The 12780-nt window shown below is 55.1% G+C and carries 11 protein-coding genes and 1 pseudogene; 3 read left to right on the plus strand and 9 right to left on the minus strand.

Translation table 11 applies throughout. The features are described 5' to 3' along the window. Positions 1-570 precede the first annotated feature (570 nt). The gene (locus tag PAT9B_RS29475) at positions 571-759 is read right to left on the minus strand and encodes a HAMP domain-containing protein (RefSeq protein WP_049792235.1); all 189 of its coding nucleotides are present in this window, start codon (positions 757-759) and stop codon (positions 571-573) included. Between the two features lie 21 nt (positions 760-780). Continuing rightward, positions 781-906: a hypothetical protein gene (locus PAT9B_RS31420; RefSeq protein ID WP_255360079.1), complete on the minus strand. Its 126-nt coding sequence runs from the start codon at positions 904-906 to the stop codon at positions 781-783. A 389-nt stretch (positions 907-1295) separates the two neighbouring features. On the opposite strand from PAT9B_RS31420, the gene PAT9B_RS24820 reads away from it, so the two are divergent. Continuing rightward, positions 1296-3077 carry a sensor domain-containing phosphodiesterase gene (locus PAT9B_RS24820; protein WP_013512050.1) on the plus strand — a complete coding sequence of 594 codons (1782 nt, stop codon included), beginning with the start codon at positions 1296-1298 and terminating at the stop codon, positions 3075-3077. 644 nt (positions 3078-3721) lie between these two features. Beyond that, positions 3722-4672: pseudogene (locus PAT9B_RS30400) on the plus strand (IS110 family transposase); the annotation flags it as partial. A gap of 424 nt (positions 4673-5096) precedes the next feature. Here the strand turns inward: PAT9B_RS30400 and PAT9B_RS24825 are convergent. Beyond that, positions 5097-5744, minus strand: a complete 648-nt coding sequence (locus PAT9B_RS24825) for a hypothetical protein (RefSeq protein ID WP_013512051.1) — start codon at positions 5742-5744, stop codon at positions 5097-5099. Positions 5745-6376: 632 nt separating this feature from the next. On the opposite strand from PAT9B_RS24825, the gene PAT9B_RS30730 reads away from it, so the two are divergent. Beyond that, positions 6377-6637, plus strand: a complete 261-nt coding sequence (locus tag PAT9B_RS30730) for a hypothetical protein (RefSeq protein WP_150105867.1) — start codon at positions 6377-6379, stop codon at positions 6635-6637. A gap of 179 nt (positions 6638-6816) precedes the next feature. Here PAT9B_RS30730 and PAT9B_RS24830 read toward each other — a convergent pair whose 3' ends face one another. Genes PAT9B_RS24830 through PAT9B_RS24855 form a run of 6 tightly spaced genes read right to left on the minus strand, consistent with a single transcriptional unit; the run spans position 6817 to position 12770 of the window. Then, the gene (locus PAT9B_RS24830; RefSeq protein ID WP_041526159.1) at positions 6817-7572 is read right to left on the minus strand and encodes an SDR family NAD(P)-dependent oxidoreductase; all 756 of its coding nucleotides are present in this window, start codon (positions 7570-7572) and stop codon (positions 6817-6819) included. Then, positions 7569-8534 (minus strand): zinc-binding dehydrogenase, encoded by a 966-nt coding sequence (locus PAT9B_RS24835; protein WP_013512053.1) that lies wholly within the window; start codon positions 8532-8534, stop codon positions 7569-7571. Before PAT9B_RS24835 ends, PAT9B_RS24830 begins: the two co-directional genes overlap by 4 nt. 9 nt (positions 8535-8543) lie before the next feature. Then, positions 8544-9830: a hypothetical protein gene (locus PAT9B_RS24840; RefSeq protein WP_013512054.1), complete on the minus strand. Its 1287-nt coding sequence runs from the start codon at positions 9828-9830 to the stop codon at positions 8544-8546. Further along, positions 9820-11148 carry a histidinol dehydrogenase gene (hisD, locus tag PAT9B_RS24845; RefSeq protein ID WP_013512055.1) on the minus strand — a complete coding sequence of 443 codons (1329 nt, stop codon included), beginning with the start codon at positions 11146-11148 and terminating at the stop codon, positions 9820-9822. The genes PAT9B_RS24840 and hisD overlap by 11 nt, the downstream gene beginning before the upstream one ends. A gap of 15 nt (positions 11149-11163) precedes the next feature. Beyond that, positions 11164-11925 (minus strand): ABC transporter ATP-binding protein, encoded by a 762-nt coding sequence (locus PAT9B_RS24850; RefSeq protein ID WP_013512056.1) that lies wholly within the window; start codon positions 11923-11925, stop codon positions 11164-11166. Continuing rightward, positions 11925-12770 carry an ABC transporter permease gene (locus tag PAT9B_RS24855; protein WP_013512057.1) on the minus strand — a complete coding sequence of 282 codons (846 nt, stop codon included), beginning with the start codon at positions 12768-12770 and terminating at the stop codon, positions 11925-11927. The genes PAT9B_RS24850 and PAT9B_RS24855 overlap by 1 nt, the downstream gene beginning before the upstream one ends. Positions 12771-12780: the final 10 nt, after the last annotated feature.

Consider the following 12780-nt stretch of genomic DNA (forward strand, 5'->3'; position numbering starts at 1 on the left):
GCCAGGGACATACTGACATTAGCATGGGACAGACGTGGACGTCCGTCTGGACTCCTGTTTCACTCAAATCAGGGTGTGCAGTACAACAGCCTTTCCTGATGATCGACAGCCAGCCGTTACGGGATAACATGCCGCATGATCCGGCAGGAGAACTGTTGAAATGACGCAGTAGCGGAACGCCTGTCCGTAATCTGAAACGAAATGGCTGCCCCTTTATGGCTATGCCACCTTGGGCGATGCTGTAAAAGACATGGCTTGTTCTCTGAGTGGACATTACAACCGAATGAGACCGTATTAGTATAACAGTAAGCTATCGCGCATTGAAAAAGTAGGACAAATGCAAAAAACCGCTTATGTAGTCCTAAATAACCGGAACACTACATTCCTCCATATTGGCCGTGCTATGCTCCTGCACCGCCTGTGTCGACGTACAGCCCGACAGATCTGTGTTACCTGTTGCAATTTCAAAGGCCTCGCGGTAGTAAGGATGACCGCGTTATTTCGGAGCGTCTGCATTGAGCCATGCCAGATCTGCTGCATCTCCCTGAGCAGCGGCACCGTCTGCCCGACTCAGTTACGTCCCGGTTCTTCCAGTTCGCGCGCGAGGTCGCCGTCCGCAATTTTCTTCAGGTGTGCACGGATTTTCGCGACTGGACGGACAAAGTGCATCAGCAGGTAGCAGTTGCAGAATGCCAGTAGCGCGCAAGAGGCCAGCAATGCTGTAATGAGGATGATCTCATGCCAGTGTCGGTCAGCCATGATTGACACATTTTTATCCGACTAGATGCCGTCCTGCGTCATGCGCACCGAGCGGGATAGGAAGATCAGCTGCTGCGTCAGTGCGGTATCGCGGTCAGGATGGCGGTACAAGTATCGCAGCGTCAGATCGCTATAGCCCCCAGACAATCATCATCCAGAGCATGACGCGGCGTAAAGTAAACTGCTTCAGTAACTGCATAAGTTTTTCCCCGGTATTGTTATTCTTTATTAACAATACACATTATCATTTATATTAATGACGCGCGTTATTAACTTATGTGCGAAGTTTAGGGTAATTAGTTCTACAAAACGTAAAAAATAAAATATTTTTTCGATAAAATAAAATAATCGTCGTGCATGAATTAATTCACTGAAGAAAATAAAAATGACATTAGCCCAGACTCCGCCTATTATGAGCGGCATAAAAACGCTTTAATCGCTTTTTCCTTTCGCAGCCATTGTGGGTCGTTACGGTTTAATACCGTACATTTTTCTTTTTAATTTCGCATCGGAACCAGGCCGGCGCGGAGGAACCTATGTTAATGAATCTCTCCGGCGACAATGAACGCCGCACGAGGGCGCTGAAGGCGCTGCGCAGCCCAGATGAGAGCCGCGACGACGTACTACGCAAGTTTGTCCGGCTGGCCAGCCAGGCGCTAGGCATCCCTGGCAGCTTTATCTCCGTACTGGACGACGAGCACCAGCACGTGCAGGCGGCTTACAACTTCGCCCTTACGCAGTCCTCGCGCGAAGACTCTCTCTGCCGACTTGCTGTGGACAGCGACTGCTCGGTGGTGGTACCCGATACCTGGCAGGACGCCCGTTTTGTCACGCACCCACTTATCACGGGCGCGCCCTACATTCGTTTTTACGCCGGAGTGCCTCTAAAAAACCGCGAGGGTATCGTTCTCGGCACGCTGTGTGTGACAGACACTGAACCGCACCCGTTTAGCGCCGACCAAGTGACCACACTGAAGCTACTGTCCGCGCTGGTGGTGTCGTTTCTGGAGGCATGGCACTCGGCCGGCTTTACCGATCCGGTAACAGGTTTGCCCAATCGGCAGCGTCTCATCCGCGACCTGCAGTTTCTGACCGCATCGGGAGACAACACGCCGCGCAGGCTGGTCCTGATTGACTGCATCGACATGCCACGTGCCTACGAACTCGCCCGCTCGATGGGTATGGGTCCTGTGGAGAGTCTGCTTAAAGACGTGGCCACTCTGCTTCCGCTGCGCCTGCGCCCGGCGACCGGTGACATGCTTTACACCGTCGCCACCGGCCGCTTTGCGTTACTGACACATGACAACAGCCGGCTCAACGCGGACTGGGTCGCAGGCCGGCTGGAAGGTATCAGCGCAGATCTGGGTGATGGTATCGCCGTCGCGCTCACCACGCACACAGGGGAAGTGGCCATTATGACCGGAGACATTCCGGCGCAGGAGACGTTGCGCCGTGCAGTGAGCGCCCTGCACGAGGCCATCGGGCGCGGGATACCTTCCATGCATTTCAGCCAGGCCGCCGATGCGCGCCACACTCGGGATTTCACCCTGATGAATGACCTGGCAACTGCCCTGCGGGAGAATAAGGGCCTTTGGCTCGCTTTCCAGCCCAAAATCTGTCTGCACAGCGGAAGCCCCGTCGGCCTGGAGGCACTTATACGCTGGCGTCATCCGCAGCGAGGTGAACTCTCCCCGACACTATTTGTACCGCTGGCTGAACAGACCGAACTACTCAGCGCGCTGACGACCTGGGTGACGGACCGCGCTATAAGCAGGCTTGCCCGCCTGCGCAGTAGCTGCCTCCAGCTGCCAGTGACCATCAATATCAGCTGCCGCGATTTTTCCCGCGAGGGTTTTGCCGACGCGCTGGAAGCCAAGATGATAAAGGCAAAACTGCCCACCTCATTACTTGGCATTGAATGCCTAGAGACCGAGCGCATTCTTGAGAGTCCCGCTGCCATGGAAGGACTCGAAATGCTCAGGCTACGCGGCTTTGGCATCTCACTGGACGATTTTGGTACCGGCTACAGCAACATCAGCTACCTGCGTCGCATGCCTCTGGATGTCATCAAGCTCGACAGGACGCTCATTAGTGAAATATCATCCGATACTGCCTCACGTATCATCGCGCGGAGTATTATTACCATGCTTAAAGAGCTGGACTACACAGTCCTTGCCGAAGGTGTGGAAAATGCCGAGACCGTCACGGCGCTTACGGAATACGGCTGCGACCAGGCACAAGGCTTTTTCTACTCCCGGCCGCTGCCGGAGGAGGAACTTGACATGTGGCTATCCTGGAAGCTGCGGAGGCAGTGCTAATCATACGATGATGCACGTTGTCAGGCGGACGGTTCGAATCGCCTGATACCCAATATTCAGTGACAATCACCAAATATGCACTGCCCTTTTGGCCCATAGAGAGCATAATCCTCCCGGCGAAGCATCACATCAAGATTCCCGGCGGAGTCACTCAATGCCATCGCACCCACAGAAACCGTAATCTCCCCACGAATGCACTCCACCGACTGGCTTGTATCTGAAAAGGTTTATAAAGGATGGTAGATGACACAGCCGATGCTCTCCACGGCATGGCCCACACGATAGGATGACATCCCAGTGGAGCTTAGTAGGTAAGGTGGTTATTAAACTTGGATATCAGTGTCACAAGCTGGCGATTTCTTATGCTTGGGGAGGGATCACCAATCAGGAAACCCCAATGCGTCACACGCAATGACGAGGGCCAAACATGTGAAAAACTACGTTAGTCAGTTAACTGTATGAAATATTTAGTCTTATAAGGATCAATATTTGAGCCATAAAGGCGGTTCCATATGTAGGGTTTGGTCACTTGAGGCTGAATCGTATTAAAATTGATGACTCTGCTTAGAATGGTTAATGAGATGGTCCTTACCACCCTGTAAGCGCTACACTGAGTGGGGGTATCTGCTATGGAGAAAACCATTATGCAAAACGTTTCGGTTATTGGCATCGATCTTGGCTAGCATTCCTTCCATGTCCTCTGCCAAATTAAATCAGGTAAAACCCTGCTGCGTAAAAAGTTCTTCCACACCAAACTGTTGGAGTTGTTGGCGGAATTACCATCAGCAACTTGCGTGGTGGGAGCCTGCGCCGGTGTTCTCTTCATGGCTCGCTAATTTGCTGCTTTCGGGCATGAGGTTAAGTTGATTTCTCCGAAGTTGACTCGCCCTTTTTTAAAAAGCAACAAGAATGATTGTGTTGATGCTAAAGCTATCTGTGATACCCGCATCCCGTCTCTACATGCGATTTGGATACCCCAGAACCGAGGCGCAACTGGCTATTCCCCCGCTGCATCGGGTCAAAAGATCACTGGTCCGGGACAGGGTTAAACAACGAACCAGATGCATGCTTTTTTACTGGAATTTGGCATCAGCATGGCAGTCGGCATTGCTGTCATAAGAAAGCTTTCAATAGTGCTGGCTGAGAATGGAACTTCCGGCCTATCTTGCGTAGTTGCTGATGTGTTTACACGCGCACTATCTCTACCTGACAGAACAGATCGCTGACTGGAAACAGAGCTGGAACAGAAACTGAGCATGATGCCACGGGGCAGCGTCTTAAGAAAATACAGGGCTGGGGCCAATAACCGCCAGCGTTTTATCATCACTGCTGCTCGATGGTAAGCAATGCACCAGTAGTACACGAATGGCAGGAATACGCCTCTGGTAATAAGTAAACACGGAGATAAAGATTTGCGACGTTTACTGGTTCAGTGCGCCAGGGTGTTTATCCTGAAAATCGTGCATCAGCCAGGAAGTTTGGCTGATTGGGTAAAAACTCAGTATGAGCGAAAGCACTCGAATGTTGTCGCCTGTGCACTGGCTAATAAAATTGCCCGGATAGTCTGGGCAATAACGACCCAGCAAACCGTGTTCGAAAGGAAACGGTTAAGTCGTTTAACTGACGGGGCAATTGTTAATAAAAGTAGTTCCCAATCTGGTTTTGCGAAGACTGAATATTGGTGATATGAACGGCGTATCGACCTGCTGAACACCTACCATAAAAAATGGCTCTCTGAAACCGTGCAGCTTTTCAAGCTATTCAGGTACGGAACACCTCGAGGCGCGGGCATCCATGCCTAAAATGACGCCAGATAGATTTAAACAGCCAACATCAATCAACAATCAGTGTTGCAAAATGGTAGGGACCATAGATTTTTACCTCACGGGGCCCCTCAAGATCTCGCACTATAATCGGGAGTACGACACAGGGCGGTAGTGGCAGTGGAATACGATCACTGACCTGACGTCACCACCATTTCAGCATTTCCCGACCGGTTACGGGAACCACGGAAAGGCCTCACCGGTCCGTGCCTCCGTACAGATGACCGCGGGGTTGAGGCAGGTCATCTGTCTTCAGTTCCCGCAGATAATCATGAGTGGACAGTAGGCAGAGCATATATCCAAACAGCTCGGTCCCCTCTTCGGCGAGATTTTTTACCACCCTGGGGTAGCTCTCTCCGGCAATCTGCCTCCAAAGTTCATCCATACCAAAAAAACGAGAGAAGATCAGTACCGTTAGCATACCCGCGCACATCATTCCCCATGGCGGACGACACATGAAATCGATCAGGCCGGCCAGCGTCTGCTGACCGTGCCGAAATGCCTGGTATAATGAGTAAAACGATACGGCAAGGGCAAACCAGAGCCAACTGCCATGTGCCAGCAGATCAAAAGCAAAATCCAGTTCCCGGATGAGAAGCACGATAAAAAAACCAGCCATAAGGATAAGGGCCGGGCGGTGGGCTTTATCTTCCACAGCCCGGCGCATCAACAATGATGCGATGGTTAGTAATATCAGCTCCTGCATGATTTCAGTCACCGAACTTTCCTTCACCTCATCAGCCAGGACAAATATGTCTGTGAAAAGTGCACCTGTGACGAGCATGCATCCGGCAAAAGCAATGATCATCCCCCGTATTTTTGCATAAAAAATTCGCCCTGCCATAATATGCTCCGACAGATAAAGGGGGCCATCATGCCTGTGCTACGGGCCGGAGAATTAATCATTTGATGCGTAATGTATCGGTTTCTGTCAGTGTGGTTTCAGACGGTGAGGGGTGCCCGTGTCACTGCAAATTTTACCTGCCCCGTTTTTAGGTATCTGCGCCCGCAATACTTTCATCTGGGTATCGCAGGCTGTGCCCTGATTACTTTACGTACTCTAACAAACAGTTCTGGCTGCCTTAAGTAGCAATTGGCCTCATTTATTAAGGTAATACAATGCGCCCTACTCTTTGGTCAGCAGCGTTTCTATAAATGAGGTGTTTACCAGCAGCACGGTCAGCATAGGCTTCATCTTTCATTGCTCCTTTACCAGCGAGGTATCAGCTTCTCGCCTAAGTGCCATCCTGACGGCCTATTTCTCAGCCAGATGCACCGGTAGCGATGCTTTGGCCCGCGTCAGGAGTACCGCTGCTCAGATTAATCAGCCCAGCCGTATGGTGTTCAATTGATATGCGCTGAGGCTTTTTGCGTTCCTAGATTTTGAGTTTCAAACCGCCGATTAGCAGTCTGTTCTTTAATCTTGCCTTCGTAATCGTTCATGTTTTTTGTTATGCTCTAACTCAGGTGGAAGTCATGCCAGCTGATACCGTGGTGCTGCCATTGGCATTTTCAGGTGCTACCGAGTTTTCTGTATGTTCATCTCCGTGGGCGGCCTCCGCCCCTTCTGTTTCCAATTTACTCTCTTTCAGCCGGGTGGCAGAAAATGCTGATGTCACTCGTACCGCTCAACTAACCAATGCGTGCCATTATCAGGCAGATGCAGATTCTGTTCCGGTTGCGCCACACATACGCCATAAACACTTCGTGCAACTCTTCACCTGCGTGGACTGGTAAGATTACGTCACAAGACAGGAATAGAACGGCGCCGCACAGTTGACGGCCGAGTCACCTCCTGACTGGATGCTCTGGAAGAGGAGGTATGCCTGGAGTGTGTTCCAACTCCTCCACGATCCAGGATAACATAGCCACAGTCGGCGTAACTTCGGGACCAGGTTATCCTCTGTTAGATATAATCAAATCGCCGCGAGATAACCGCCATCGACATAGATCACCTGTCCGGTGAGATACCTTGAGGCATCGGAGCAGAGAAACACCGCCGTGCCGATCAGGTCATCCAGCTCTCCAAAGCGACCAAGAGGTATTTTTTGCAACATGGCTTCGCACCAGTCGCGGTCCTGATAGAATTCAGCGGTCAAGTCGGTGCTGAAGTAGCCCGGCCCTAAACCGTTCACCCGAATACCCTGGGACGCCCATTCAGTTGCCAGCGTGCGGGTTAACCCCGCCAGCCCTGATTTCGATGCGCCATAGGCGGCGGCACCGGGCACACCCACCTCGCTGGTCAACGAACACAGATTAAGGATCGCCCCACCGCGTCCGCTCATGCCGCGTGCGGCAGCCTGAGCGACGAAGAATGCCCCTTTCAGGTTGGTATCGACGATGCGTTGCCACAATGCCTCATCGACATCCAGCGACGGGCATAGCTGCTCAGTGCCCGCGTTGTTGATCACCACATCAAACGGCGGCAAGCGGGCAAAGAAATCCCGGATCGCCTGCGGTTGCGACACATCCAGCGGCCAGGCTTCGGCTTGCGCATCCACATGACGCAGTGCCGCCAGCGCCGTATCCAGCGTGCTGGCATCACGTCCGCAGAGCGTAACCTGCGCCCCCGCCGCTGCCAGACCTGACGCCAACGCAAAGCCAATGCCGCGCGAGCTGCCGGTCACCAGCGCGCGTTTCCCCTTCAGCGAAAATCGTTCTAATCCTTTCATGGTACGATCACCGTTTTTAACCACGGGCTGCGTCCGGCAATCAAATGTGGATAGATGTCCGGCACGTCATCAAGACAGATGGCAGGCGCGACCAGCGTCGCCAGTTTATCCGCCAACTGTGGCAGCAGGGCCAGCGCCTGGCGTTGTTCATCACGGAACACGCTGCACCCCACCAGGATGATTTCTCTCTCCACCAGGCGGTTCATATCAAAATCAGCGGAATGATGGAATAGTCCCACTAGAGCAATCCGTCCTCCGCTGCTGATGTCTTCCACCAGCTGACTCAGTACCGCATTGATACCGGTCGCCTCCACGGCAAAATCAAACGGACCAGCGTGCTGCAATGGCATCAGGTTCGCCAGCCGCTGGTAACGTTCCACATTCGGCTCAACCAGTTGTACCTCGCATTGCGCCACCTCGTGGAGCAGCAACGCCACCAGCCCGCCGATGGTGCCACCACCGGCCACTCGCACCCGCGCCCCTGGCGGAAGCTGCAATTGATTAACCACCCGCAACGCGACGCCGAGCGGTTCGCTGAGTACCGCAATCTGTGGTGGCAAATCATCCGCCACCCGCATTAAACCCCGCGCAGGGAGCAGAGTCTGCTCGGCGAAGCCGCCGTCACACACCTCGCCGACAAAACCCAGTTTCTCGCACAGGTTGTAATGTTGCCGGGCACAGGCCGGACACGTGCCACACCAGACGCGCGAATCGGCCACCACCCGGTCACCGGGACGAAAGTCGCTGACGTCCGGGGCGCAGGCGATCACCTCGCCCATCAGCTCGTGCCCCGGCGTGACCGGCAGATGGGCAAACCATTTGCCGGTACGATAGTTATGCAGGTCGGAGCCACAAATCCCCGCCGCCAGCACCCGAAGATGCACCTGCCCCGGTACCAGCACCGGCACGGGAAGGTCTGCCACGCTCAACTGCTCAATACCTGATAACCGCACTGCTTTCATGCCGCCTCCTTACACCAGTTGGTTGATCCAGCGGTTGAAATCATCATCCCCTTCACTCCCCAGCATCACCGCCAGCGCCAGTCCCAGCGAGGAGGTTAACGGTGTATGACCGCTACCGCCGCCCGCGCGCAGATCCAGCACCAGCGTTGGGCAACAGAACATCGCCAGGCGCACTACCCGCTGCCAGTTGCCCGGTAGCCAGCCTTTTTCGCGTAATGCCGCCAGCAGCGGTCGCCAGTAATTCTCCCCTTTGCTGGCGAGAAACGCGGCCCGCAACGGTGTCAGTTGCCAGTCGTGGGTGACATGAAAGGTATCGCCACGTCGCTCCACCGTTGCGTGGTAACGACTGTCAGCCTGCGCCGGTTCATATAACCACAGCGGATGGGCGAAGATGTTATGGAAGGTGGCTTTCACTTCAGCCAACAGCGCCGGTATGCTGCTGCCCGCAAAAGCAGGGTCGAAGCTGACCAGTTCCGGTTGCGTCCCCTGCGTGTCGTACCACACGTTGGCGTTGTGCGCATCGCCATGCGCCACTACCACGCCATGCTGCGCCAGGGCTGCCGGAGCCAGCAATTGCCCGGCTTCGAGAAACAGCTGGCGCAGGCTGTGACCGTAGCGCACACCGTTGACCTCCCACTGCAACTGACTTAGGGTTTGCCATGACAGAGTTTCACCCGCCAGGGTAAATTCTTTATCGACATAAAATCGCTGAACGCGCCCGCCCAGCCCGGCCGGGGCATCCGGTGAAATCAGACGGTGCCAGAACAATTGGTGGATCGGTTCCGCTACCACCTCATCAACGCTGCCACGTTGCAGCGTGGGCAAGGTTTTGAGCAGAATATCGCGGTCAGCACGCTGCTGGGCATCAATCACCGCAGCTTGCAACGCGGGTTCTTCCCCCGCTTCAATCGTGCGGCAAACATCCGCCAGTCGCCGATCGTCGCGCCGGGTGTAAAGCAAAATCTGCCGTCCCGGCTCGCCACAGGCATAGCAAGGCACATCTACCGCGAAACCATGCTCGCGCAACAGCTCGGCACGGTAGTACTCTTCAATGGTGTGTTCTTCGCTCTCTTCGTGGTGATATTTGAAAAACAGACGGCGGCTGCCGTCGAGCGTGACCAGACCGTTCAGCGAGTTCAGGCTGTATTGATCACGATTGATCGCCACATCACTGGCGACTGCACCGGTCACTTCACTGATCAACTGGGTGAGTTTGCCTTGCGCGCCCTGCCAGTCACCCGCGCGCGCCAGAGTACGCGCCTGCGCCGCCAGCGGTTGCCGTGATTCAGCCGTCATCCTTTTCTCCCATCAGCGTTTTACGCAGATCGGACACCGCCAGCGCGTGGCCGGGGAAACCTTCATACAGCGCGAAGCGATGGGCTTTGGTTGCCAGCGCATCGTAGCCCGCCGAGGTAACATATCCTACCGAGACGCGTTTCATATAGTCAAACACCGACAGCGGTCCGGCGGTTTTAGCCGCGCCGTTGGTAGGTAACACCGCGTTCGGGCCGAGCACAAAGTTACCGAGGGTAATCGGGGTATGCTGCCCGAGCAGGATTTCCCCGGCGTTACGAATCTGCGTCATCACCGCCATCGGTTCACGTGCCAGAATTTCCAGATGCTCTGGCGCGTACTGATTCACAAACTCAACCGCCGTGGCAAAGTCTTTGGTCAGCACCACCCCGCCGTGGGTGCCGCATAGCACCGCCTGGGAAAATTCCGCGCGCTTCTCAGTCTGCTGCACCCAGTAGCCCGGCAGCGCGGCAATCGCCTGCTCCGCTACGCGACGGCTGGAGGTCACCAGATATGCCGAAGAATCCGGGCCATGTTCGGATTCAATCAATAGATCCAATGCTGCCAGTGCGCCGTCAACGCTGTCATCCGCCAGAATGATGCTTTCACTCGGACCCGCAGGCACACCCGGATCAATCAGGTGTGTCAACTGACGTTTTGCTGCCACCACCCACGGGCTGCCGGGACCGACAATTTTCAGGCATTTCGGGACGCTGGCGGTGCCGTATGCCACCGCCGCCACACCCTGTGCGCCGCCACATTTATAGATCTCGGTGATACCGACTAACTTAGCGGCGACCAGCGTGGCATCATCCACCTTGCCATCCGGTCCCGGCGGCGTGATGACGATCGGACGGGGGACGCCCGCCACCACCGCCGGAATGGTGGTCATGATCAGCACGCTGGGGAATGAACCTTTCCCCCGTGGCACGTAGCACGCGACCGCATCGATGGGAACGTGACGATCGCCAGCGAACACGCCAGGCTGCATCTCCTTCAGCCACATCTCTTCCGGTTTTTGCGCTTCGTGAAACTTACGCACGTTCTCCACCGAAAAACGAATCGACTCGATGACTTCCGGGTCCATGCGGGCAAAGGCGGCATCAAACTCCTCGGGTTCAGCGCGAATCGAAAAATGTTCCGGTTGCACACCATCGAATTCGCGGGCGAAGCGGATCAGTGCCGCGTCCCCTCCGCTTTTAACCGCCTCAATAATCGGCGTGACGCGCGCAGCAAAGAAAGAGAGATCGGACTCGGTACGTTGAAACAGGGCTTCCGGCAGCGTGTCGGCCTGGGTTAAATCATGAAAGGTTACGGACATCGTGGTTTCCTTTAATCAGTGGGTCGCGAGGGGCTGGCGAATGCGTGACAACACCCGGTGCTGCAGGTCAATGAACTCGGAATCGCGGCTCATTTCTTCGTGTCGTGGTCGGGGAAGATTCACCGGGAAGGTGCTGTCAATGACGCCCTGTCCCATCACCACGATGCGGTCAGAAAGCCACACCGCTTCTTCAATGTCGTGGGTGACAAACATCACCGTCAGACGATGTTTTTCCCAGATTTCAATCAGCAACTGCTGCATCTGATGTCGGGTCATGGCATCCAGCGCCCCAAAGGGTTCGTCCATCAGCAGAATTTTCGGCCGATACGACAGTGCACGCGCAATCGCTACGCGCTGCTTCATACCACCGGAAAGTTCACCCGGCCAACGGTCCCCGGCATTGTCCAGCCTGACCAGTTCGAGATGTTGTTGCGCGATGTCGCGGCACTGCTTCGCGGGGGTGCCCGCCGCTTTCAGCGCGAATTCAATGTTTTGCCGCGCGGTTAACCACGGCAGCAAAGTGTAGGATTGAAACACCACGCCGCGATCCAGCCCCGGTCCGGTGATGGATCGCCCATCCACCAGCACGTCACCGCCTTCAAATTCCTCTAACCCGGCGGCAATTGACAGCAAGGTGCTTTTGCCGCAGCCGGATGCCCCGACAATCGACACAAACTCGTTTTCATGCAGGGTTAAATCAATACCGTGCAGCACCCGGCGTTGGGTTTTGCCCAGTGGGAAGCTTTTTTCCAGTTTTGACAAAGTCAGCGTGGCCATCAGGAGCGCCTCCGGTTATAGCGGAACAACACGCGTTCAGCCGCGCGCATCAGTTGGTCGGTAATTAGCCCTAACAATCCCAGCAACAGGATGTAGCCGATAATGGTGTCAGTCTGGAAATAGCGCTGGGACACCACGATGCGATAGCCGAGGCCGGAGGTGGAGGCCACCAGCTCGGCCAGCACCAGCCAGGTCCACGCCCAGCCGAGGCTGATACGTAATGCATCCCATATGGCAGGCAGCGCGGCGGGTAACACGATACGCAGCAGGATTTTGCGATCGGGCATGCCGAGGGTGCGTCCCAGACCGATAAAATCCACCGGCACGCGTTTCACGGCATCCATCATCATCAACACCTGCTGGAAAAAGGTGCCGATCCAGATCACTAAAAATTTCTGCACATCGTCGGTGCCGGTCCACAGAATGGTCAGCGGCACAAACGCCACCACCGGCATATAGCGGATAAAATCGACAAGAGGTTCAAAAATCGCTTTGAACAGGCCATAACACCCGGCCATCACCCCGATCACAATCGACATCAGCGAGGAGATAACAAAAGCAATCGCGATACGGTACAGGCTGCTTTGCACATCGCTCCACAGCGTGCCGTCAGCGGCCAGGCGCACCATACGTAGCCAGACCTGATCGAGACCTGGTAGGAAAATCGCCGGGATCGATCCGTTCCGGGTCGCAAGCCACCAGCTGAGCAGCAACACCGCAAACACCATGATGGCAATGCTGAGAAACTGCCCCCGCGAGGGGGCACGGCCAATGGTGAGTAGCGACCAGCGACGTCGACGCGGACGAGATGGCCGGTTGACGGCATCCAGTTTTAAAGAACTCATTACGCCTCCG

The organism is Pantoea sp. At-9b (assembly GCF_000175935.2).
Taxonomy (GTDB): Bacteria; Pseudomonadota; Gammaproteobacteria; order Enterobacterales; family Enterobacteriaceae; genus Pantoea.